Annotated in this window: 24 protein-coding genes and 1 pseudogene; 12 read left to right on the top strand and 13 right to left on the bottom strand. The window is 75.6% G+C overall.

Annotated elements, in window-relative coordinates; all coding sequences use genetic code 11:
* Positions 1-18: 18 nt before the first annotated feature.
* Positions 19-2277: an SF1B family DNA helicase RecD2 gene (gene recD2, locus ACI797_RS11180; RefSeq protein WP_456858672.1), complete on the bottom strand. Its 2259-nt coding sequence runs from the start codon at positions 2275-2277 to the stop codon at positions 19-21.
* 114 nt (positions 2278-2391) lie between these two features.
* Here recD2 and ACI797_RS11175 point away from each other — a divergent pair, with 114 nt between their 5' ends.
* The 6 genes from ACI797_RS11175 to ACI797_RS11150 all read left to right on the top strand — a co-directional run bounded on the left by ACI797_RS11175 (position 2392) and on the right by ACI797_RS11150 (position 5101).
* A complete protein-coding gene (locus tag ACI797_RS11175; RefSeq protein WP_456858671.1) occupies positions 2392-2931 on the top strand; it encodes a single-stranded DNA-binding protein in 540 nt (179 codons plus the stop codon).
* A gap of 129 nt (positions 2932-3060) precedes the next feature.
* Complete coding sequence (locus ACI797_RS11170; RefSeq protein WP_456858670.1) at positions 3061-3954, top strand: SDR family NAD(P)-dependent oxidoreductase; 894 nt, start codon at positions 3061-3063, stop codon at positions 3952-3954.
* Complete coding sequence (locus tag ACI797_RS11165) at positions 3864-4256, top strand: VOC family protein (RefSeq protein ID WP_456858669.1); 393 nt, start codon at positions 3864-3866, stop codon at positions 4254-4256. The genes ACI797_RS11170 and ACI797_RS11165 overlap by 91 nt, the downstream gene beginning before the upstream one ends.
* Positions 4257-4371: 115 nt before the next feature.
* Positions 4372-4608 carry a hypothetical protein gene (locus ACI797_RS11160; RefSeq protein WP_456858668.1) on the top strand — a complete coding sequence of 79 codons (237 nt, stop codon included), beginning with the start codon at positions 4372-4374 and terminating at the stop codon, positions 4606-4608.
* Between the two features lie 169 nt (positions 4609-4777).
* Positions 4778-4912 carry a hypothetical protein gene (locus ACI797_RS11155; RefSeq protein ID WP_456858667.1) on the top strand — a complete coding sequence of 45 codons (135 nt, stop codon included), beginning with the start codon at positions 4778-4780 and terminating at the stop codon, positions 4910-4912.
* Between the two features lie 39 nt (positions 4913-4951).
* Positions 4952-5101: a hypothetical protein gene (locus tag ACI797_RS11150; RefSeq protein ID WP_456858666.1), complete on the top strand. Its 150-nt coding sequence runs from the start codon at positions 4952-4954 to the stop codon at positions 5099-5101.
* Between the two features lie 344 nt (positions 5102-5445).
* On the opposite strand, the gene ACI797_RS11145 is transcribed toward ACI797_RS11150, so the two are convergent.
* Both ACI797_RS11145 and ACI797_RS11140 read right to left on the bottom strand, forming a co-directional pair.
* Entirely contained in the window at positions 5446-5688 is a 243-nt protein-coding gene (locus ACI797_RS11145) for a hypothetical protein (RefSeq protein WP_456858665.1), read from the bottom strand.
* Between the two features lie 81 nt (positions 5689-5769).
* Positions 5770-5997: a hypothetical protein gene (locus tag ACI797_RS11140; RefSeq protein WP_456858664.1), complete on the bottom strand. Its 228-nt coding sequence runs from the start codon at positions 5995-5997 to the stop codon at positions 5770-5772.
* A 222-nt stretch (positions 5998-6219) separates the two neighbouring features.
* Between ACI797_RS11140 and ACI797_RS11135 the strand changes: the two genes are divergently transcribed.
* A complete protein-coding gene (locus ACI797_RS11135; RefSeq protein WP_456858663.1) occupies positions 6220-7134 on the top strand; it encodes a hypothetical protein in 915 nt (304 codons plus the stop codon).
* 165 nt (positions 7135-7299) lie between these two features.
* Positions 7300-8280 (top strand): annotated as a pseudogene (locus ACI797_RS11130) (MFS transporter); the annotation flags it as partial.
* Positions 8281-8330: 50 nt separating this feature from the next.
* Here ACI797_RS11130 and ACI797_RS11125 read toward each other — a convergent pair.
* The 3 genes from ACI797_RS11125 to ACI797_RS11115 all read right to left on the bottom strand — a co-directional run bounded on the left by ACI797_RS11125 (position 8331) and on the right by ACI797_RS11115 (position 11837).
* Complete coding sequence (locus tag ACI797_RS11125) at positions 8331-10088, bottom strand: LuxR C-terminal-related transcriptional regulator (RefSeq protein ID WP_456858662.1); 1758 nt, start codon at positions 10086-10088, stop codon at positions 8331-8333.
* A gap of 64 nt (positions 10089-10152) precedes the next feature.
* Positions 10153-10545 carry a nuclear transport factor 2 family protein gene (locus ACI797_RS11120; protein WP_456858661.1) on the bottom strand — a complete coding sequence of 131 codons (393 nt, stop codon included), beginning with the start codon at positions 10543-10545 and terminating at the stop codon, positions 10153-10155.
* A gap of 137 nt (positions 10546-10682) precedes the next feature.
* A complete protein-coding gene (locus ACI797_RS11115; RefSeq protein ID WP_456858660.1) occupies positions 10683-11837 on the bottom strand; it encodes a DUF3500 domain-containing protein in 1155 nt (384 codons plus the stop codon).
* A 92-nt stretch (positions 11838-11929) separates the two neighbouring features.
* Between ACI797_RS11115 and ACI797_RS11110 the strand changes: the two genes are divergently transcribed.
* Positions 11930-12250, top strand: a complete 321-nt coding sequence (locus ACI797_RS11110) for a putative quinol monooxygenase (protein WP_456858659.1) — start codon at positions 11930-11932, stop codon at positions 12248-12250.
* 6 nt (positions 12251-12256) lie between these two features.
* Here the strand turns inward: ACI797_RS11110 and ACI797_RS11105 are convergent, their stop codons facing one another.
* The 6 genes from ACI797_RS11105 to ACI797_RS11080 all read right to left on the bottom strand — a co-directional run bounded on the left by ACI797_RS11105 (position 12257) and on the right by ACI797_RS11080 (position 18843).
* Positions 12257-13198 carry a phosphoglycerate dehydrogenase gene (locus tag ACI797_RS11105; RefSeq protein ID WP_456858658.1) on the bottom strand — a complete coding sequence of 314 codons (942 nt, stop codon included), beginning with the start codon at positions 13196-13198 and terminating at the stop codon, positions 12257-12259.
* Between the two features lie 40 nt (positions 13199-13238).
* A complete protein-coding gene (locus ACI797_RS11100; RefSeq protein WP_456858657.1) occupies positions 13239-14189 on the bottom strand; it encodes a C-terminal binding protein in 951 nt (316 codons plus the stop codon).
* A 7-nt stretch (positions 14190-14196) separates the two neighbouring features.
* Positions 14197-15084, bottom strand: coding sequence for a dihydrodipicolinate synthase family protein (locus ACI797_RS11095; RefSeq protein ID WP_456858656.1), 888 nt, complete (start codon positions 15082-15084; stop codon positions 14197-14199).
* An 8-nt stretch (positions 15085-15092) separates the two neighbouring features.
* Positions 15093-16049 (bottom strand): sugar kinase, encoded by a 957-nt coding sequence (locus tag ACI797_RS11090; RefSeq protein WP_456858655.1) that lies wholly within the window; start codon positions 16047-16049, stop codon positions 15093-15095.
* Between the two features lie 9 nt (positions 16050-16058).
* Positions 16059-17504, bottom strand: coding sequence for an Nramp family divalent metal transporter (locus ACI797_RS11085; protein ID WP_456858654.1), 1446 nt, complete (start codon positions 17502-17504; stop codon positions 16059-16061).
* Between the two features lie 97 nt (positions 17505-17601).
* A complete protein-coding gene (locus tag ACI797_RS11080) occupies positions 17602-18843 on the bottom strand; it encodes an alpha-hydroxy acid oxidase (RefSeq protein ID WP_456858653.1) in 1242 nt (413 codons plus the stop codon).
* Positions 18844-19140: 297 nt separating this feature from the next.
* On the opposite strand from ACI797_RS11080, the gene ACI797_RS11075 reads away from it, so the two are divergent.
* From ACI797_RS11075 to ACI797_RS11065, 3 genes are all read left to right on the top strand, one after another.
* The gene (locus ACI797_RS11075; RefSeq protein WP_456858652.1) at positions 19141-19572 is read left to right on the top strand and encodes a WhiB family transcriptional regulator; all 432 of its coding nucleotides are present in this window, start codon (positions 19141-19143) and stop codon (positions 19570-19572) included.
* Positions 19573-19625: 53 nt separating this feature from the next.
* Positions 19626-20579, top strand: coding sequence for an NAD(P)-dependent alcohol dehydrogenase (locus ACI797_RS11070; RefSeq protein WP_456858651.1), 954 nt, complete (start codon positions 19626-19628; stop codon positions 20577-20579).
* 182 nt (positions 20580-20761) lie between these two features.
* Complete coding sequence (locus tag ACI797_RS11065) at positions 20762-20965, top strand: cold-shock protein (protein ID WP_456542119.1); 204 nt, start codon at positions 20762-20764, stop codon at positions 20963-20965.
* A gap of 63 nt (positions 20966-21028) precedes the next feature.
* Here ACI797_RS11065 and ACI797_RS11060 read toward each other — a convergent pair whose 3' ends face one another.
* The gene (locus ACI797_RS11060) at positions 21029-22219 is read right to left on the bottom strand and encodes a fatty acid desaturase family protein (protein WP_456858650.1); all 1191 of its coding nucleotides are present in this window, start codon (positions 22217-22219) and stop codon (positions 21029-21031) included.
* Positions 22220-22223 lie beyond the last annotated feature (4 nt).

Below are 22223 nucleotides of genomic sequence, written 5' to 3'. Positions count from 1 at the left end.
ACCCCAGGTCGGGACGTCCTAACCGGCGTGTCGGAGTTCGCCGTCGGCGTAATCGGGCGCGGGCAGCGGCCGGCCGCGCAGCCGGTGGGCCAGCCCGGTGCACCGGCGTCCGGAGCCGGTGGCGCGCACGGCCTGGGCCAGCGCCCGGGACGAGCCGACGAGGACGACGAGCTGCTTGGCCCGCGTCACGGCGGTGTAGAGCAGGTTGCGCTGCAGCATCATCCAGGCGCTCGTGGTCAGGGGGACGACGACGCACGGGTACTCGCTGCCCTGCGAGCGGTGGACGGTGACGGCGTAGGCGTGCACCAGCTCGTCGAGCTCGGCGAAGTCGTACTCGACGGCCTCGTCCTCGTCGGTGACGACGGTGAGGGTCTGCGCCACGGGGTCGATCGCGGTGACGACGCCCTGGGTGCCGTTGAAGACGCCGTTCGCGCCCTTGTCGTAGTCGTTGCGGATCTGGCTGACCTTGTCGCCGACGCGGAACACCCGCCCGCCGAAGCGCTTCTCGGCGCGGTCGGGCCGGGCGGGGGTGAGCGCTTCCTGCAGCAGCTCGTTGAGCGCCGCGGCGCCGGCCGGGCCGCGGTGCACGGGGGTGAGCACCTGGACGTCGCGGCGCGGGTCGAGGCCGAACCGGGCCGGGATCCGGCGGACGACGACGTCGACGGCGGTCCGCGCGGCCTCCTCGGCGTCCTCCGTGGGGAAGAGGAAGAAGTCGTCGAGCCCGCGGACCTGGGGCGGGCTGCCCGCGTTGATCCGGTGCGCGTTGGTCACCACGCCCGACCGGCTGGCCTGCCGGAAGACCTGGGTCAGGCGCACGTGCGGCACGGGCGTGCCGGTGGCGAGCAGGTCCCCCAGGACCTGGCCGGCGCCGACCGAGGGCAGCTGGTCGACGTCGCCGACGAGCAGCAGGTGCGCCCCCGGCGGCACGGCGCGCACCAGCTTGTTGGCCAGCAGCAGGTCGAGCATCGACGACTCGTCGACCACGACCAGGTCGGCCTGCAGCGGCCGGTCCCGGTCGTAGGCGGCGGTCCCGCCCGGCCGCAGCTCCAGCAGCCGGTGCACGGTCACCGCCTCGACCCCGGTGAGCTCGGTCAGCCGCTTGGCCGCCCGGCCGGTGGGGGCGGCGAGGAGGACCCGGGCGCCCTTCGCGGCGGCGAGGGTGACGATCGAGCGGACGGTGAAGCTCTTGCCGCAGCCGGGCCCACCGGTGAGGACGGCGACCTTCTCGGTCAGCGCCAGGCGCACGGCCTCCCGCTGCCCGGGGGCCAGCTCCGCCCCGGTGGTCCGGTGCAGCCAGGCGAGGGCGGCGTCCCAGTCCACCCCGCCGAAGACCGCCAGGCGGTCGTCGTCGGCGGCCGACAGGCTGCGCAGGCCCGCGGCGAGCGAGACCTCCGCGCGGTGGAAGGGGACGAGGTAGTACGCCACCGTCGGGGGGTCGTCCCCGGCGGCGGGGAGCTCCTCGCGGATGAGCCCCTGGTCGGCGACCAGCAGGACGAGGCAGTGCCGCACCAGGTCGGCCGGCACCTGCAGCATCTCGACCGCCCGGGCCGTCAGGTCGGTCTCGGGCAGGAAGCAGTGCCCCTGCCCGGTGGCCTCGGAGAGCACGAACTGCAGCCCGGCCTCGACCCGCTCGGTGCTGTCGTGCGGGATCCCGACCGCGGCGGCGATGGTGTCGGCGGTCTTGAAGCCGATGCCCCACACCTCGGTGGCCAGGCGGTAGGGCTGCGTGCGGACGACGCCGATCGAGGCGTCGCCGTACTGCTTGTAGATGCGGACGGCCAGCGAGGTGGAGACGCCCATCCCCTGGAGGAAGACCATCACCTCCTTGACGGCCTTCTGCTCCTCCCAGGCCGCGGTGATCAGCCGGGTTCGCTTCGGCCCGAGGTTGGGCACCTCGGCCAGCCGCTCCGGCTGCTCCTCGATGACCCGCAGCGCATCGGTCCCGAAGTGCGCCACGATCCGTTCGGCCAGCCGCGGGCCGATCCCCTTGACCAGCCCCGAACCCAGGTAGCGGCGGATGCCCTGCACGGTCGCCGGCAGCACCGTGGTGTAGTCCTCGACCAGGAACTGCCGGCCGTACTGGGGGTGGGCACCCCACCGCCCGTGCAGGCGCAGGGTCTCCCCCGGCTGGGCACCGAGCAGCGAGCCCACGACGGTGACCAGGTCGCCGCCCCGCCCGGTGTCCACGCGGGCCACGGTGTAGCCGGTCCGGTCGTTGGCGAACGTGATCCGCTCCAGGGTGGCCTCGAGGACCGCCCCCGTCCGCGTCTGCGCCACCGCCGTCCCCCTGCTCCCGGAATCCCGCCGCCGATGGTTCCACGCCCCGGGGACAGCTCCGCGCGCCCGGAACTGTCGGCACGTCCGCATAACCTCCGGACGCTCACCTGAGCGATGCACCGATACGACACGGAGGACCGGATCATGGCCGGCGACACTGTTCTCACCATCATCGGCAACCTGACCAGCGAGCCCGAGCTGCGCTGGACCCCCTCGGGCGCGGCGGTCGCCACGTTCACCATCGCCTCGACCCCGCGCACCCTCGACCGCCAGACCCAGGAGTGGAAGGACGGCGAGCCCGTCTTCCTGCGCTGCAGCGTGTGGCGGCAGGCGGCCGAGAACGTCGCCGAGTCGCTGACGAAGGGCTCGCGGGTGATGGCGCAGGGCCGCCTCAAGCAGCGCTCCTTCGAGACGAAGGAGGGCGAGAAGCGCACCGTGATCGAGCTGGAGGTCGACGAGATCGGCCCGTCGCTGCGCTACGCGACGGCCACGATCGCCAAGGCCACCCGCTCCGGGAACGGGTACGGCGACGGGTTCGCCGGCGGGTCCGCCGGCGGGAACGGCGACGGTCGCGCCGCGGCCGGCCGCGCCTCCTCCCCCGACCCCTGGGCCGCGGCGACGGTCGGCGCCGGCGACGAGGAGCCGCCCTTCTGACCTGTGCAGGTGGTCCGCCGGCGCGCTTCCCCCGTGTCGGCGGGCCGGGTCCCGGCTGCCGTCCGACCCGGCGCCGCGCCCCCTGGCCCCGGGCGCGGTCAGCCGGGAGCATGCCCGCGGAGGTGTGCGGTGGCGACGATCGTGCTCACCGGGGCGACGGGCGGCATCGGGCTGGCCGCCGCCCGGCTGCCGGCCCGCCGCCCGGGCACGCTGGTCCTGCAGGGTCCCGAGCCGCCGGACGCCGTCGCGTCCCGGCTGGACACCGTCCGCCGGGAGGCGGCCCCCGGCACGGTCGTCCACCACGTCCCCGCCGACTTCGCCGCTGGGAACGCCGTCCCGGCGCTGGCCGCCCGCATCCGCGAGCTGACGGGCGTGGTCCACGTGCTGGTCGACAACGCGGGCATCCCGGGTGCGGACCGGTGCACGATCGGGCCGTGGGGCGTCGAGCGCACCTTCGGGATCAACCACCTGGCCGGGGCGCTGCTCACCGACCTGCTCCTCCCGCTGGTCCCGGCCGGCGGCCGGATCGTGAACGTGGCCTCGGCGACGCACGAGACCGCCACGCTGGACCTGGCCGACCTCACCTTCGACCGCCGTCCCTACACGCCGGTGACGGCGTACGCGCAGTCCAAGCTCGCCGTCGTCACGCACACCGCCCGGCTGGCCGGCCGGGTGCGGCAGACCGCCCTCAGCCTGCACCCCGGGATCGTCTCCACCGGGCTGCTGCACGCCATGTTCGGCACCGGCGGCGAGAGCCCCGACCGGGGCGGCGCCACCCTGGCGGCGGCCACCCCCGTGCAGGCCCCCCTCCGGCAGCTACCTGGACGAGCGCGAGGTGGGCCGCGACATCGCCTGACAGGCCGCGTCCCCGGCCGCCGCCGGGCACGACTCCTGGGAGGAACCCCATGCGGACCCTGCACGTCGGCCTCCGCGTGGCCGACCGCGACCGGTCGCTCGCCTTCTACACGGGCATCGGCTACGAGGTGGTCGGCGAGGTCCCCGACACCCCGCTCGGGCACCTGACCATGCTCAAGCTCCCCGGCGACGAGTTCGTCACCCTCGAGCTGGTGCACCGGCCCGGGGAGCGGGGGGCGGACCCCGGACCCGGCGCCCTCAGCCACCTCGTCGTGATGGTCGGGTCGATGGACCGGGCCCTCGCCCGGCTCACCGCGCACGGCATCGACGCCGAGGCACCCGGCCCGCCCGCGGACCCCGACGAGATCCGGACGGCGTGGGTCACCGACCCGGACGGCAACCGGATCGAGCTGGTCCAGTGGCCGGCCGGTCACGCCGACGGCCTCTCCGCGGCCGACTGGCCGGACTGAGCCGGGCGACCTTCCGCGCTCCTTCCCGGGGCGCCGGTCGCGGTGGAAGGTCCGCGGGAGGTGGCGTTCCTAGCGTCCCTGGCGTCGAGAAGCCCCCCTGACCCAGGAGCACACCGTGACGATCACCACCTTCCCGGACACGACGATCCGCCCGGCCGCGCGCCCCGTCCCCACCGAGTTCCGCGACTCGCGGGTCCCGACCCTGTGGGAGAAGTGGATGGCCGACCGCCGTCGCCGTCGGTACCTGACGGAGAAGCGCCGCCACGACGCCCGCGACCGCAGCGACCGCTACCTCGACGGTCCCGACGACGAGCACCAGCGGCAGGCGCTCACGGCCTTCGTCGCCCGCTGACCGGCTCCGAGACCGCGAGTCCCCTCCCCCGGCCGTTCCTCGACCCGCCCCCGGTACCCCCCTCAGGCCACGCCTCCGGGGGTGCCGGGGGCGGGTACTCCCGGGAGGCGCCGCGGGGGCGTAGCGTCCGGGCACGGAGCCGCTCAGGCTCCCGACGAGGGAGCAGGCGGTGGCCGACAAGTCCCCACGGCAGTCGATGTCGAAGAAGTCCGGCACGTCCATCAAGGAGAAGCGCCCCGAGCGCAAGGCCGAGGACGACAGCGGGTCCGCGGTGCAGCGGACGGCAGCCGACGAGAAGCACTGAACCCGCCCGCGAGCCGGCCACCCCGACAAACAGGGCCCCATGACCATCGAGCCGCAGGTCCCCGTTCCCCCGAGGCGGCGGACGCCCGACCCGCTGGCCGAGAGCACGGCCGAGGAGCGCGCCGACGTCGAGGAGGACCGCCGTCGCCAGCAGGAACTGGACGACGGCGAGCTCGGCGGCGAGGCCTGACCCCCTGCGCCCGCCCGATCCCGCGCGGGACCGGGCAGGCGTCGACCCGGAAGAGGAACCCCATCGCCATCCACAGCGGACGCTGCGCCGAAGCCCACCTCGGATGCCCCTGCCGGGGCGACGACACGATCCACGAGGAGCGCTCCCGCGAGATCAGGGAGGCGCGCGACCGTGCGCAGGAGGCCGTCGACTGCCCCGAGTGCGGCTCCCCCACCACGCCGCTGGCCATCGTCGCCTGGGGCAACTGCCGGACGTGCCGGACGGCGCAGGACCGCCGGACACGCCCGCTCCGGTGGTGACCGCACCCATGCACGCCCGGCCGCCGCGGCCCCGCGCGAGCGGCCTCAGCTGACCCCGGGGCCGCTCACCGCGGCCTCGCGGAGACCCGTGACGGCGAGGACGCGGCTGGTCGGGTAGAGCTCGATCTCGGCGTCGTCGGTCACGCCCGCCAGCACCGTGAGCCAGCCGGACGGCCCGAACCGGAGGACCCGGCCGCGCAGCTCGATCTGCCCGGTCGGGTCCGCCGGGTCCTGGACGACGACCCGGCCCTGGTAGAGGTGGCGGTCGTTGACGGTGGTGATGTCCATGCCGTCAGCCTCCGCCGAGAGCACCGCCGTGCACACGGTCAGGGGCAGGATCCCCCACTCCTCCCCGCTGCCGGGCGCCGTTCACTCCGGCCGGGAGGCGCCCTCCGCCACGGGGCGGAGGGCCGACCGGCCGTCGAGCCAGGCCTGCCACTCCGACCGGCCGCTGCGGTCCCGTCCGGCGGCCAGGACGACGAGGCCGACGACGGCCAGCAGCACCACGAGCGCCGACCCGGCCAGGAGGAGCTCCCAGCCGAACAGCGGCGGGACGGTCATGCTGCCGGGGGCGGGCGCTGTCGCGTCGGGCGTCATGGGACGGAGCGTGCGCGCCCCCGCGGGCCGCCGCACGCCCGCTCCGCGACGACCACCCGACCGGGCGAGTCACTCTGCGAGACGGCTCCCGGGCGGCGCGCCCGGATCGCGCGAGCGCCGTCGCCCCGCCGGGTGACCGGCCCTCCGCAGCGGGCCGCGTCCCGGCTCCGGGCGACCTAGCGTCCACCTCTCGGAACCGATCCAGGAGAAGGACAGGTGGGCATGAGCGCCGCACTGCAGGCCGACGCGACCGGGGAGCGCGGGCGCCCCGCCGTCTCCGGGGACCTGCCCACCGTCCTCGACGCCGCGCCGATGTTCCGCCGGGCCGTCGGCGGCTACGACCGCTTCCAGGTCGACAGCTACGTCCGGTGGGCCGAGGAGGAGCTGGCCACCGCCGACCGCGAGCGCGAGCACCTGGAGGCCCGACACCTCCGCGCCCGGGCCGCCCTCGAGGAGGCCCGGGAGCTCCTGGCCCACTCCAGCGCCGGCGGCGACTTCCTGCGCCTCGGCCGGCGGATGGGGACGGTGCTCGCCACCGCGGCCGACCAGGCGGAGGCCATGCGCGCCGACGCCGAGGCCGACCGGGCGGCGGCCGCCGCCGAGGCGCAGCGGGTGCTCGCCGGTGCGCGCACCGAGGCGGAGCGGCTGGTCGAGGAGGCGCGGCAGGAGGCCCGGGAGGTGGCGGCCGAGGCCGCCCAGCTCGTCGACGAGGCCGAACGGGTGCGCATGGTGGCCAGGGTCGAGGCGGCGGAGCGGCTCGCGGAGGTGGACCACGCCGAGCGGCACGCCGTCGAGCGCGCCGAGCGCGTCCGCCGGCGGGCCGAGCAGGACGCCGCCGCGGCAACGGCGCACGCGCGGGCCGAGATCGTGCAGATGCTCGCGACCGGACGCGAGCAGCGCCGGCGGGCCGACGCCGAGGCCGAGGCCGCGCGGGACCGCCTCGACCGGGACGCCGCCACCCGCCGCGCCGGCCTGCTGGCCGACGTGGCGCGGCTCGAGGCCCGGCGGGCCGCGCTCCAGGCCGAGCTGGAGCGCGGCAGCGGGCAGGCGGTCGCCGCCCCCGCGGGCCTCCCCCGGCTCGTGCGCGCACCCCTCGAGCGGCTCCGCGACCACCTGGTCTCCCGCACCGCCCCGTGAGGCGCCGGGCGCCCTCAGCCGGCCAGCTCCCCGCCTTCCCCCGGACGCCGGGTCCGGGTCGCGCGGGGCGCACGTCCGCCATGCTGTCGCCGGCCGGACCGCGGCTCGACACACCTGGGCCCGGTCTGCGGCGGGGACGCCGCCGGTCCCGGTAGCGTCCGCCGGGTGCACGACGCCGTGCTCCAGCCCCCCGCGCGACGGCGGCTGGACGCGCTCACCTTCGGCCTGTTCACGGTGGCCCTCGGCACCAACATCCCCACCCCGCTGCTGCTGGTCTACCGGCGCACCCTCGGCCTGTCGGAGGCCGACCTCACCGCGGTCTTCGGCTGCTACGCCCTCGGCCTGATCGCGGCGCTCACGGTGTCGGGCGCGGCGTCCGACCGGTTCGGCCGGCGCGCGCTCGTGCTGCCGTTCGCGGGGCTGGCCGGCCTGGTGTCCCTGCTCTTCCTGCCGGCGGTGGACCACCTTCCCCTGCTCTACGCCGGCCGGCTGCTGCAGGGCGTGGTGTCCGGCGTCGTGTTCTCGGTGGCCAACGCATGGCTGCAGGAGCTGGCCGGTCCCGACGGGCAGCGCTCGGCGGCGACCCGCGGGGCGGTGTCGACCTCGCTCGGCTTCGCCGTCGCCCCGGCGATGAGCGGGCTGCTCGCGCAGTACGGCCCCGCCCCGACGACGCTGCCGTACCTGGTGCACGTCGCCGTCCTGATGGTCGGGCTCGGCGCGCTGGTCACCGTGCCCGAGACCGTGCACGAGCGCCGCCGCGGGCGGCTGATGACGCTCGGCCTGCCGCCGGAGGCGCGCCGGCCGTTCTGGGCGGTGCTGGCGCCGACCGCGTTCGGCGTGTTCGCGTTCCCCGCCCTGGCGGCCACCCTGCTGCCGCTGCTCGTCGTCCCGGACGGCGTCGGCGTCGCCTACGCCGGGCTGATCGCGGGGCTCGCCCTCGCCTCCAGCGCCGTCGCCGCCCGGGTCGGCCGGCGGGCGGAGCGCGGCGGCGGCCCGCTGGGGATGGCGCTCGGGGCGCTCGGGCTCGCCCTGGGCGTGGTGGCCGTCGCCGCCCGGTCCCAGCCCTGGCTGCTGCCGTCGGCCGTGCTGCTCGGCGCCGGCGGCGGGCTCTGCCTCACCGCCGGGCTCACGCTCACCGCCCGGCTGGCGCCGCCGCACACCCGGGGGGCGGTGAACAGCGCGTTCTACGCCTTCGCCTACGCCGGCTTCGGCACGCCGCTGCTGCTCGCGTGGCTCGGCGACCTCATCTCGCCGGTCGCCGCGATGGGGGGCTTCGTGGCCGTGCCGGCCGCGCTGGCCGGCTGGCTGTGGTTCGAGCTGCGGGGCGGCTGAGGGCCGCCGACCAGACCCCGCTCGTACGCGTACGCGGTGGCGGCGGCGCGCGAGGGCAGGTCGAGCTTGGTGAAGATGTGGCCCACGTGGGTCGCGACGGTCCGCTCGCTGATGACGAGGTCCCGCGCGATGGCCCGGTTGGTGTGCCCGCGGGCGAGCCGGACCAGCACCTCGACCTCCCGGGCGGTCAGCGGTCCGGCCGCCGGCGGCCGCGCACGGTCGAGCCGGGTCTCCTCGGGCCGGGCGCCCAGCTCGCGGAACGTCACCGCCGCCGCGTCGAGCTCGAGGTCCGCCGTCTCCCGGTCCCCCAGCTCCGCGCAGGCCCGGGCCAGCAGGACCCGGGTGCGCGCGCCCTCGTACGGGACGCGGAGCTCAGCCCAGAGCTGCCCGGCGCGGCGCAGCAGCGGCAGCGCCGCGCGGGCCTCGCCGGCGGCGACGTGCGCGGCGCCGCGTGCGGAGGAGGCGAGGGCGTCGAGGTAGCCCGATCCGAGGTGCCGGGCCACGGCGGCCAGCTGGTCGGCCGCCGCGGCCGCGGCGGCGCCGTCCCCGCGGGCGAGGACGATCTCGGCGTACGGGCCGAGCACCCGCCCGCGCGCGACCGGCCCCTCGGCCTCCGCCGCCAGGCGGCGGACGGCGGCCTCGGCGGCATCGCCCCGGCCCTCGGCGAGCCGCAGGAGCGCCAGCCCGGGGTGCGGCTCGCAGCCGTGCTCGTGCGCGGCGCGGTAGTCGTCGTCCGCGGCCCGGAACTCCCCGCGCAGCCGCCGCAGCTCGGCGCGCACGTAGTACGCCCCGCCGAGGACGAGCTGGTTCTCAGGCTCGGACAGGCCGCGGACCGCCCGTCCGGCCTCGTCGAGGGCGGCGCTCCAGGCCCCGCGCAGGAGCAGCAGCTCGGCCCGGTGCAGCGCGAGGTGCGCGCCGTACGTCGCCAGACCGGGCTGGGACCGGAACCAGCGCGTGAACGACGCCGTCCACGCGTCGACGCGCGGGACGTCGAACAGCTCCTGGCAGGCGTCGATGACCGTGCAGTAGGAGTCGCCGACGGCGACCGCCGGGATCTCGCGGGCCTCGACCGCGACCATCGCCTCGTCGAGGTGGCGCAGCCCCTCGGCCACCTCCCCGAGGTAGATCAGGCACCGGCCCACCCCGATCCGGGCCAGGGTGGCGAGCTCCCGGTCGGCGAAGCGGGCCGCCGTCCGCATCGCCCGGAGGAACCCCTCGTGGGCGCCGGCGACGTCGCCGGAGCCGACGATGCGGCAGAGCGCGGTGGCGTGCTCGGTGTAGCCCCGCTCGACGCAGTCGGCCCGCGCCTCGTCGAGCAGGTGGCGGACGCGGTCGACCCACCCGCCGGCCCGGGTCAGGTCGCCCTGGAAGCCCAGGCACTCCGCGAGGCGGATCCCGGACCGAGCGGCCCCGACGGCGTCGCCGGCGGCCAGGCACGCGCGGTGCGCCCGCTCCCACAGCGCGAAGGCCTCCCCGGCCCGGCCGGTGAGGTAGGCGGCCGTGGCCAGCCGGTCCAGATCTCCGGCCGATCCGTCGCGGGCGGTCGCGCCCGCCGCGAGCTCGCGGTAGGTGCGCTCCCAGTCCGGCAACGGGCCGCTCGTGCAGCCGGCAGGCGGCGGCATGCGCACAGTGTCGCGCCGCCCCGGGAGCGGCACCAGCGTCCCGGGGCGGCGGACGGTGCCCGGCCTAGGCGAAGAAGGCCTCGCTGCCCGGGGCCGCCCCGATGAACATCCACATCTCCGCGATCCGGTCGCGGTCGAACCGGTAGACGAAGGCGTTGTCCGACTCCAGGCGGTTCCCCGCCCGGCCGAGGACGGCGTGCTCCCACTCGCACACCCAGCCGTCGGTCGCCACGCAGAACCGCTGCTGCAGGTCGATGTCGCCGTGCGTCGCCTCGACGACCGCTCCGATCACGGCCGTCAACCCGTCCGGGCCGGCGTAGTCCCCGGGGTCGGGGTACGGGCCGCGGTAGTGGAAGACGAAGTCCTCCGCCAGCAGCGGCTCCAGCGCGCCGCGGTCGCCGCCGAGCACGGCCCCGGTCATCCGGTTGACGGTGGTCACGTGCGGGTGCTCGTCCATGTCTGCCCCTCCCTCGAGGTCCTGGTTCGGACGAGCGGGACGCTAGGGAGCGCACGGGCCGCCGGGCATCGGCAGAAATGCGCAGCCGGCGGGTCCCCCGGGATCGGCAGTCCTGCCGACCCCGGCCCCGCGACGGGTCAGCCGTGGGCCGCGGCGCGGTGCCGGGCCAGGACGTCGAGGCCGAAGTCGGCGGTCGGATCGCGCCACACCGAGTGCGCGTGGTTGGCGCCCCGCTGCGTGTTGTCCCACTCGACCAGCAGCCGCGGTCCCTGCAGCCGGTAGTAGTGCGGCTCACCGGGCGCGGTGGGCCCGGCCCAGGCGAAGTGGACGGCGTCGAGCGCGGCGTCGTCGTCGTAGCGGTGCAGCGGCGACACCTCCGCGGGCACGCGGTCCAGGTAGGTGCCCAGCAGCGCCCGCACCAGCGCGCGCTGGTCGCCGTCGAGCTCCGCCGCCGGCAGGCCCCGCGGGGCGGCGGTGTACTCCAGCGCCGCGTGCTCGGGGTCGCCGTGGGCCACCGCCTCGTCGATGGCGTCGCTCGTCGCCCGCAGCTTCGCCCACTCGGCCGGATCGGCGAACGGCGCCCGCCAGATGCCGGCGAGCGGGACCACCCGGTTCCCCGGCTGCACCGTCGTGCGGTTGGCGGTGACCAGGTCCGACGGCGCCGTCGGCAGCAGCACCGCCCGGGCCGCGAGGTCGGGGGCCAGCGAGCGGACCAGCTCGCGCGCGGTGTCCTCCACCCGGCCCAGCGGCCGGTTCACCGCGCCGCCGAGCAGCGGTGACGTGGCCGGGTCGGCGCCGAGGAAGCAGGGCGTCGTGGCCACCACCGCGCCGTCCACCACCAGGTTGTTCAGCGAGACGTGGTGCCCGCCGAACCGCCACCCCCACATCCCGGTCTCCCCCGGCCGGCCGAACACGCGCAGGTAGTACAGGCCCGGGTCCCGGCCGCGCTCCCGGTCGAACCGCGCGACGAACCCCTCGACCCGGTCGAGCACGTTCTCCAGGCCGATGACCGTCGCCACCGTGACGTAGCCGGCCGGCGACAGCCCGGCGGCGACCAGCCGCATCGCGGCGCGCTGCTGGCCGGGCCGCTGCTCGTGGAAGGTGAGCCCGCCGTGGTCGGTCGGCGTGTAGAACCAGCGGCGCCGCTCGGCGTCGGTCGCGTCGTCGGCCGGCTGCGCCCCGACGGCGACCTCCTGCTGCCCCGGGTCCAGGCAGTCCAGCCAGGCCCCGGCCGCCTCGGCCATCCGCGCGGCGACCTCCCGGGCGCCGTCCTCCGAGGTCCCGGCCGCCATGGCGGGAATGTAGTGCCCCGGCCGCGGGTGCGGCCACCGGCCGGCCTCCGTGGCGCGACCGGCACCACACCGGCGCCGGACGGGAGACCACCGTGCCCACCCCCACCGACGACCCTCGCGACCTGCTCACCGTGATCGCCTGCATGCGCGCCGCGCCGGGCAGGCGCGAGGAGCTGCGGGCCGCGCTGGAGGCCCTCGTCGAGCCGACGAGCCGGGAGGCCGGGTACGTGAACCACGACCTGCACCAGGGGATCGAGGACGAGGACGCCTTCTTCTTCTACGAGAACTGGGAGTCGGACCGGCACCTCGACGACCACCTGTCCGCCCCGCACCTCGAGGAGTTCGCCGCGCGGATCCCCGACCTGCTCGACGAGAGCGGGTCGTCGGTCAACCGGGTGCGCCGCCTGGCCTGACCGGGGTCAGCGCGCGACGACGTTGCGCAGCTCGCGCCCCGCCAGCAGGGCCGCCAGGTTTGCGGTGACCAGCTCGTCGGCGCCGACCGGCCGGCCGCCCGCCGCGTGGGGGGTGAGCACGAGGCCCGGCGCGTCCCACAGCGGGGAGCCGGCCGGCAGCGGTTCGGTGGCGGTGACGTCGAGCGCGGCGCCGGCCAGGCGCCCCGCCGCGAGCGCGTCGGTGAGGGCGTCCTCGTCGACGGTCGAGCCGCGGCCGACGTTGACGACGAGGGCGTGCGGCGGCAGTGCGGCCAGCCGCCGCGCGTCGAGCGCCCGCACGGTGCCGGAGGTGGCGGGCAGGATCATCACCAGGACGTCGGTCCCGGCCAGCTCCCGTTCGAGGTCGTCCTCGGCGACGACGGCGAACCCGCTCCGCTCCCCCGCGCTGCGCGCCACCCCCCGCACCCGGGCGCCGAGGTCGCGGAGCAGCGGCGCCAGCGACTGCCCGATCGAGCCGAACCCCCAGATCAGCACCCGGGCGTCGATCAGCGTCGTCACCGCGCCCTCGGGGTGCAGCGGCTGCAGGCCGCCGAGCTCCCGCGCCCAGCGGTGCTCGGCCTGCGCCCGCCCGGCGGCCGGCAGCCGCCGGACCAGGGCCAGCACGAGCGCCAGGGCGTGCTCGGTCACGGTCCGGTTGTGCAGCCCCGCCCCCGAGGTGACGACGACGTCGTCGGGGAAGCCGGCCGCCAGCACCGCGTCCGGCCCGGCGGCCAGGGTCTGCACCCAGCGCAGCCCGGGCATCCGGCCGGCGACCGCGGCGAGGTCGGCCTCGGAGCTGCCCCACACCACCAGCGCCTCGGCGTCCAGGTGCTCGTCGGGCACCGGCGCCGACGCGTCGTAGACCACGGTGGCCACGCCGTCGGGCAGTTCCGGGGCCAGCGGGACCGAGTCGGGCAGCAGCAGCTTCATGGGCTCGGGAGTCAACCAGGCCCGCGACCGCGGTGCACCGTCAGCGGCCCTCGACGACGACGGAGGTCGGCCGGCCCGTTCGCGCCCAGTCGACGACGTTCTGCGCCGCCTTGCGCCGCAGCTCCACCTCGGACTCGACGGAGTACCAGGCCACGTGCGGGCTGAGCAGCGCACGGGGGTGGCGGAGCAGCGGGTGCTGCCCCGGCGGCTCGTCGGGCAGGACGTCGAGCCCGACGCCGGCCAGTCGGCCGGAGTCCAGCGCCCGGAGCACGGCGTCGAGGTCGACCAGCCCGCCGCGGGCGGTGTTCACCAGGTACGAGCCCGCGGGCATCCGGCCGAGGAGGTCGTCGCCGACCAGCCCCCGCGTTCCGTCGGTGAGCGGCACGTGCAGGGTGACCGCCGCGCTGCGGGCGAACAGGTCCTCCAGGGAGGTCCGCTCGACACCGACCGGCCACGACCCGTCCGGCAGCTGCGGGTCGTACCCGAGGCACCGTCCGAACCACGGCCCGGCCCGCTCAGCGGTCAGCCGGCCGATGCGGCCCAGCCCGACCACGCCGAGGGCGAGCTCGCCGGTGCGGCGCAGCTCACCTCCGAGGTGGTAGTCCCACCGCCCGGCGTGGACCTCGCGGTCGTGGCCGGCCAGGTTGCGCAGCAGCGCCAGCAGCATGGCGGCGGTGTGCAGGGCGACCTCGGCGGTCCCGTAGTCCGGCACGTTGCAGACCCAGACGCCGCGGGCGCGGGCGGCCTCGAGGTCGACGCCGTCGACGCCGATGCCGTACCGGCTGACCAACCGTAGCCGGGGCAGGGCGTCGAGCACCTCGGCGGTGACCGGCGCGTACTGCACGAGGACGGCGTCGGCGCCGGCGGCGGCCGCGACCACCTCGGCCGCGGTGCGCGCCTGCGCGGTGACGAGCTCGTGGCCGGCCGGCCGCAGCACGGCCGCCTCGACGTCGTCCGAGCCGTACTCGGCATCGGTCCGGACCACCCGCACGACGGCCTCAGCGGTCGGCGGGGACGGGTGCGGCCGTGGCCCGCTCGGCCGCCGCGGCGGCGTCGAACGACGCCGGCAGCGGTGTCAGCGGAGGCCGGACGGTGCCCATCGGGTGCCCGTGCCGCTGCTGGGCGACGCGCTTGAGCACCGCCGCGGACGTGTGCTCCTTGGTCATGGCCCGCACCTGCCGCAGGTGGTCCGACAGCGCCGCGGCCTCGGCGGTCCGCCCGGCCCGCACGTGCCCGTACAGCGCGACCACGTGCTCCGGGACGATGTTGGCCAGCGCGGAGATCGGTCCCTGGGCCGTCGGCAGCCGCCCCGGCAGGTCGTCCTCGGTGCCGAGCAGCACCCCCCGGCCCGAGTCGCGCACGGCCTCCGCGAAGCCCGCCTCGCCGCCGGAGTCCTTGACCCCCCACACCGGCAGCGACGTGACCAGCTCGGTCGGCAGCGGGATGGCGTACTTCGGGATGTGGTAGAGGACGACGGGGTGCCGCGTCGCCGTCAGCACCCGGTCGTAGAAGAGCCGCAGCCCGTCGACGTCGACCGGCTTGAAGTAGTACGGCGGCAGCACCAGCACCGCCCGGACCGGCAGGTCGTCGAGGAAGGCCAGCAGGTCGAGGGTGTCCGGCAGGTTTCCCTCGGCGACGGTCGGCACCACCTGCAGCCCGCCGGCCTCGGGCAGCAGCGCCTCGAGCAGCGCCCGCTTCTCGTGCGCCGCCACCGACGGCCCCTCGCCGTTGGTGCCGAACGGGATGACGCCGGTGACGCCGAACCCGGCCAGCCAGCGCACGTGCGCGAGGTAGGCCTCGACGTCGAGGCCGTAGCGCGGCTCGTCGCGGAACGGCGTCACGTTGGCGACGTAGACGCCCTCGAGGACGGCGGCGGGATCGGTCACCGGAGGGCTCATCTCCCGAGGTCGACGGTCCGGTCGAGGAACGCGGCGAGCTCCCGGCGGCTGGGGAGGCCCTCGTAGTCCCCGAGGTTCTGCACGCAGAAGGCGCCCATGGCGTTGGCGGTCCGCAGCCGGTCCCGAGGGGCGTGCCCCCACACGGTGGCGGCGAGGTAGCCGGCGGCGAACGCGTCACCGGCGCCGATGGGGTCGACCTGCCGCACCTCGAAGCCGGGTGCGGTCAGCCGCTCGCCGTCGACGACGGCCGCGCAGCCGCGGGCCCCGAGCTTGACCACGACCTCGCGCGGGCCGGCGTCGGGGAGCCGGTCGAGGCAGGCCGCCGCGTCCCAGCCCCACAGCGCGGCGGCCTCCTCGTCACCGACGAGCAGGACGTCGACGTGCGGCAGGAGTGCCTCGGTGGCGGCCCGGGCCGCGGCCGGCTCCCAGAGCCGGCTGCGGTAGTTGACGTCGTAGCTGACCCGCACGCCGGCCTCCGCCGCCGTCTTCGCCGCCCAGGGCAGGAACTCGGCGCACTCCGGGGACAGCGCCCCGGTGATGCCGGTCAGGTGCAGGAAGGCGGCGCCGTCGAGCACCACGGGATCGAAGGCGCCCGGCGCGAGGGTGGACGCCGCCGAGCCTCGGCGGTAGTAGTGCACCCGGTGCGCCGCGGCGACCTCCTCGCGCAGGTAGAGCCCGGTGGGCCGGTCCGGCACGCGGCGCACGGCCGCGGTGTCGACGCCCTCGGCCCGGACCCGGTGCAGCACCAGCTCGCCGAGCTCGTCGTCGCCGAGCGCGCTGATCCAGGCGGCCGGGACGCCGAGCCGGGACAGGCCGATCGCGACGTTGCTCTCGGCGCCGCCGGCGGACAGCGTCACGCCGGTCGCGTGCCGCAGCCGTCCGGGCGACGTGGGGACGACGAGCACCATCGTCTCCCCCGCCGTGACCACCCGCCCCCCGTGCGACGACGTCACGTCCCCGCCTCACCCGCCGAACAGCTTGCCCAGCTGCTCGTCGAAGGTGAGCACCGACAGGAAGCCGAAGAGCAGGAACGACCACACCAGCGCCGCCACGCGCATCCCGCCGGGGCGGATCTCGGGCGGCAGGGTGCGCCGGTTGACCAGCAGCAGCAGCGCCGAGTAGATGAACATCATCAGCCCGCCGGTCACCGCGGCGATGACCAGCAGCACGAGCGGCTGGTCCAGCCCCGACAGCAGCACGATGATCCCGATCGCGACCAGGCCCCACACCAGCGCGAAGTAGATCTTGCTCTCGTTCGCGTTCTTCAGGTACGCCGTCTTGAGGACGTCGGCCCCGAGCCGGCTGGTGTAGTCGACGATGCCGAGCGCGGCGGCGAACAGCGAGATGGCGCCGATGACCCAGAAGAACGTGCCGAACCAGCCGCCGACCGAGTCGTTGAGCGCGTTGCCCTCGACCTCGAGGAAGGAGATGTCGCTGGCCAGCCCTTCCTCGCCGAACACGGTGGCGTAGGCCAGCAGGGAGGTGAACAGGATGGTCAGGAAGCTGATCAGCACGAACGTGGTGAGCTGCTCGGTGTTGGCGAACTTCCACCAGCGCCGCCACCGGCCGAGGTTCTCCGGCGTCGGCTCGAACACGTAGCCGGTCGACGGCGCGGCCTCCGGGTGCCCGGTCACCGGGCTGACGATCCGCGGCACGTAGGCGCCCATGCCGAAGCGCTTGTCGCGGATCCAGTTGCTCTGGCACAGGTTCTGCCCGCCGCCGGCGCCCGCGAAGGCCAGCGCACCGAGCAGCAGCGCGAAGCCGAGCTCCTCGGCGGGCAGGCCGGCTTCGGTGACGATCTGGGGCACGTCCGCCCAGTCCGACGCCCCGATCGCGAAGAACGACGCGACGATGATGAGGATCAGGACGGCGGCGACCTTGGCGAACTCGATCTTCTCGAGCGCCTGGTACACCACCGGCGCCATCGTCAGCGTGATGCCGATGAGCAGCAGCATGCCGATCGCGATCGGCACGACCGAGCCGCCGAACAGGTACGTGACGAGCGTGGCGGAGCTGGTCGCCCAGCCCGGCCAGATGTTGGCGAAGTAGGCCATGATCGCGAAGACCAGGCCCCAGTGCCGCCAGTACCGGCTGAACCCGGTGAGCGCGGTCTCGCCCGTGGCGAGCGTGTAGCGCTCGATCTCCATGTTGAGGAAGTACTGGGTGGCCAGCCCCACGAAGGCGGCCCAGACGAACACCAGCCCGACCTGCGAGGCGATGTACGGGTAGAGGATGAACTCGCCGCTGGCCATGCCGACGCCGGCGGCGATGATGCCCGGCCCGACCACGTGCCGGAAGCTCGCCGGCGGCTCGGGCATGTCGCGCACCGACGGTGCCGGGAGGTGCTTGGTCGGGAAGCGGTCGACGACGGAGACCGGCTGGTCCTGCGCTCTGCGGGTGGTGGCCATGGAACGCCCCCTGTGATGCGGGTCACTTACCGGGTACCTGCCATTCCCGCACGTCCCCCGGGGCGCGGCAACCGGAGGCGGGGGGCCGCCGGTGCGGTCAGACCGTGACCTCGGGGTAGTCGCCGCCGGCCCGCGGGGTGAAGGCGACGTGTCGGGCGCAGAGGTCGGCGCTGCGCCGCACGCCCAGCAGCTGCATGCACCGCTGGTACTCCTCGGTGAGGATCTCGACGACCCGCAGCACGCCGTCCTGACCTCCGGCCATCAGCCCGTACAGGTAGGCGCGGCCGATCATGGCCGCGTCCGCGCCCAGTGCGCGGGCGGCCACGACGTCCTGGCCGTGCAGGATCCCGCCGTCGATCAGCACGGTGGCCCGGTCGCCGACGGCCTCGCGGATCGACGGCAGGACGTCGAGGGTGGCCGCCGAGCGGTCGAGCTGCCGGCCGCCGTGGTTGGAGACCACCAGGCCGTCGGCACCCCGGTCCATGATCCGGCGGGCCGAGTCGGCCGTGGTGACACCCTTGACCAGCAGCGGCCCCCGCCACCGGCGGCGGACCCAGTCGAGGGCGGCGAGGTCCATGGCCGGGTCGAACATCATGCCGGCCACCTCGCCCGGCGTCGGGTTGCCCTCGACCGCGCTGCCCAGCACGGCGAACGTCAGCCCGGCGGTGCTGAGCTTGTGGAGCAGCCAGCCGGGACGCCGGGACATGTCCAGGACGGTCCGCGCCGTGAGGGCGGGCGGGATCGTGAGCCCGTTGACGACGTCGCGCAGCCGCATGCCCGACACCGCCGTGTCGACCGTGAGCAGCAGGGTCGAGTAGCCGGCCTCCTCGGCCTGCGCCACGAGGGCCTCGTTCAGCCGTTCGTCGGCGGTGAAGAACAGCTGGAACCACAGGTCCGCCCCCGGGGCGGCGGCCCGCAGGTCGCGGATGGACGTCGACCCGACCGTCGACAGGCTGTACGGGATGCCGGTGTGCTCGGCCACGCGGGCGACCGCGGCCTCGCCGTGGTGGTGCATCATCCGCGTGTAGCCGGTGGGCGCGAGGACCAGCGGCAGCGGGAGGCGCCGGCCGAGCAGCTCCACCGAGGTGTCGGGGTCGGCCACGGAGCTCAGCGCGTCCGGCCGGAAGGCCACCCGCCGGTACGCCGCGACGTTGCGCGCCGCGGTGATCTCCTCCTCCGCCGCGCCGTCGACGTAGTCGAACACCGCCCGGGGCGTGGTGCGCGTGGCCGCCCGCCGCAGGTCGCGGACCGTGAGCGCCGCGGCCAGCCGCCCGGCCCGCGGCGACAGCCGGGGCCGCCGGAACTGCACCAGGGCCCGGAGCTCGGCGGGCCTCGGCACGCGCCGGGCGGTGGAGATCGGGGCCAGGGGTAGCCGTGGTGGCACGGAACGCCCTCCTCCGGGGGACGGATCCGGTTCCTCCCGGGATGGAACGCCGCAGGTCGGGCCGGGCGCAACTCGGGCCGGCGGCGCGCTCGGCCGGCCCGCGTGAGCAGATCATGCCGAAGGACGCCGCCGACGTCCGCAACGTTGTGCCAGTGCGGCCCGTCCCGGTCCCTGCGTACCGTCACTTTCAGCAAACAGGGCGTACCGGTCCGTCACGACGGGTGCGCGTCTTCCCCGCCTGAGGAGCTCCCCGTGTCGTACTCGTCCCCGTACCTGTCCCTCGTCCCCGAGCCGGCGGACGCCCGCACCGACACCTGGTCCGAGGCCTACGCCGAGGACGTCTACGCCGTCGAGTGCGCCGTGGACGGCTACCCCAACGACGAGTGGGCCCCGGCGCCGGCCACCCTCCCCTACGAGGCCCCGGCGCAGGCCGACGCCGCCGACGGCGACGAGACCTGGCGGCTGGACGCGCTGTGCGCCGAGACCGACCCCGAGGCGTTCTTCCCCGAGAAGGGCGGTTCCACCCGCGAGGCCAAGCGCGTCTGCGCCGGCTGCCCGGTGCGCCTGCAGTGCCTCGAGTTCGCGCTCGGCAACGACGAGCGCTTCGGCATCTGGGGCGGCCTGTCCGAGCGCGAGCGGCGCCGGATCCGCCTGCAGCGCCGCGGCATGCCGCTCAGCGCCTGACGGTTCCCGGACGGCTGACGCGCGGGGCGCCGCTGCCCTACGGTCCCCGGGGTGTGAGAGCCGCGGTGCGCGACCGGTACGGCCCGCCCGGCGTGCTGCGCGTCGAGGAGGTCCCGGTCCCGGTGCCCGGGCCGGGTCAGGTGCTGGTCGCGGTCGTCGCCACGTCGGTCAACCTCAGCGACTGGGAGTGCCTGGTCGGCTCGCCCGCCTACGCCCGGATCGGCGGGCTCCGGTCCCCGCGGTTCCGCACCCTGGGCTCCGACATCGCCGGCCGGGTGGCCGCGGTCGGCGAGGGCGTCACCCGCTTCCGGGTCGGCGACGAGGTCTACGGCGACGACCTCGCGCTCATGGGTGGCTTCGCCGAGTACGCCGTCGCGCCGGAGGGGGCGCTGGCCGTCAAGCCCGCCGGGATGACCTTCGCCGAGGCCTCGACCATCCCCCAGGCCGGCGCCATCGCCCTGCAGGGCACCGCCGGGATCGGGGCCGGGCAGCGGCTGGCGGTCAACGGCGCCGGCGGGGGCTCGGGCGCCTTCGCCGTCCAGCTCGCCAAGCGGGCCGGCGCGCACGTCACCGCCGTCGACAACGCCGGGAAGCTGGGGTTCCTGCGGTCGCTGGGTGCCGACGACGTGGTGGACTTCCGCGCCGAGGACTTCACCCGCCGCGGGCCCTACGACGCCGTCCTCGACCTCGTGGCGCACCGGTCGGTGTTCGCCTACCGGCGGGCACTGGCCCGTGGCGGCCGCTACCGCTGCGTCGGCGGGACGGTGCGCGCGCTGCTGCGGGTCGTCACCGCCGGCTGGCTCGCCGGCCGGCTCACCGGTCGGTCGCTGGGCGTCCTCGTCGTCCGCACCGGGCCGGCGCACTTCACCCCGCTGGCCGACCTGTGCGTCGCCGGGGAGGTCGCCGTCCGGATCGACCGGACGTACGGCCTGGACGACGTCGCCGAGGCCCTGGCCCGCGTCGGCGCGGGGCGGGCGCTCGGCAAGGTCGTCGTCACGCCGGGGTGAGCCGCGGCGCCCTCCGGCCGCCATCGCGTACGGTGTAGGCGGTCGCTGTTGTACCTCTGCCTCGTTCTCGGACGTCCGCAGTCGTCTCTGCCTGACGTTCCCCTCGGTCCTGCCGGTCGGTGCGGCGACCCCGGACCGGCTCTCCGCCGGCCCGGACACCTCCAGCACGGAAAGAGAACGACATGACCCAGGGCACTGTGAAGTGGTTCAACGCGGAGAAGGGCTTCGGCTTCATCTCCCAGGACGGCGGCGGCCCCGACGTCTTCTGCCACTTCTCCGCCATCCAGACGAACGGGTTCAAGTCCCTCGACGAGAACCAGCGCGTCGAGTTCGACGTGACCCAGGGCCAGAAGGGCCCGCAGGCGGAGAACGTCCGCCCCGTCTGACCCCGCACGCGAGAACGGGCCCCGGCGCAGCGCGCCGGGGCCCGTTCTCGTCCGCGGGTCGCCTCAGGCGGCCTGCAGCGCCCGGCGCACCTTCGGCCCGCCGGTGGTCATCCGGTAGAGCTTGACCAGCTGCGACGGGGCGTTGCGCCACGTCGTCTGCTCGAGCCAGCCGTTGGGCAGCGAGAGCCGCAGCACCTTGTGCCAGGCCGACGCGACCTGCTGCGGCAGGGGCGCGGAGTGGTAGCGCAGCCCGTAGCGCTCGAAGACGTCGCGCACCCTGGGCGCGATCTCGGCGTACCGGTTGCTGGGCAGGTCGGGGAACAGGTGGTGCTCGACCTGGTGCGAGAGGTTGCCGGTCAGGAGGTGCATGGCCTTGCTGCCGGAGATGTTGGCCGAGCCCAGCATCTGCCGCAGGTACCACTCGCCGCGGGTCTCGCCGTCGATCGACTTCTTCTCGAACGTCTCGACGCCCTCCGGGAAGTGCCCGCACATGATCACCGAGTGCGACCACACGTTGCGGACGACGTTCGCCGTGAAGTTCGCCCCCACCGTGGCCAGGAACGAGGGCCCCGACAGCAGCGGGTGGACGAGGTAGTCCTTGGTGGCCTGCTTGCGGATCTTCCCCAGCACGGCGCGGACGCCGGCCCGGAACTCGGGCTTGCCGCGCCGCTCCTTGGTCGCCAGGTTGGCGCCCAGCTCCAGGTCGTAGGCGGCGATGCCGTACTCGAAGAAGCAGGCGTTGACGAAGTTCCACAGCGGCTGCAGCAGGTACAGCGGGTGCCAGCGCTGGTCCTCGTCGACGCGCATGATGCCGTAGCCGAGGTCGTTGTCCTTGCCGAGCACGTTCGTGTACGTGTGGTGCAGCTCGTTGTGCGAGTGCTTCCACTGCTCGGCCGGGCTGGCCATGTCCCACTCCCACGTCGTGGAGTGGATCTTCGGGTCGCGCATCCAGTCCCACTGGCCGTGCAGGATGTTGTGCCCGATCTCCATGTTCTCGAGGATCTTGGCCAGCGACAGGCCGATCGTCCCCACGATCCAGGCCGGCGGGAAGCCGGCGGCCAGGAGGACGGCGCGGCTGCCGAGCTCGAGCTTGCGCTGGACGTCGATGACGGTGCGGATGTACCTCGCGTCGGCCTCGCCGAGGCTGTCGCGGATCTCCTGGCGGATGGTGTCGAGCTCCTTGCCCAGGAGCTCGACGTCCTCCGCGGTGAGGTGCTCGACGGGGTTCTGGGTCTTCTTCTGCAGGGCGGTCACGGGG

Source organism: Geodermatophilus sp. SYSU D00691 (genome assembly GCF_054050275.1).
The sequence above is the reverse complement of the archived record's forward strand: the minus strand, read 5'-3'. Positions and strand labels throughout refer to the sequence as shown.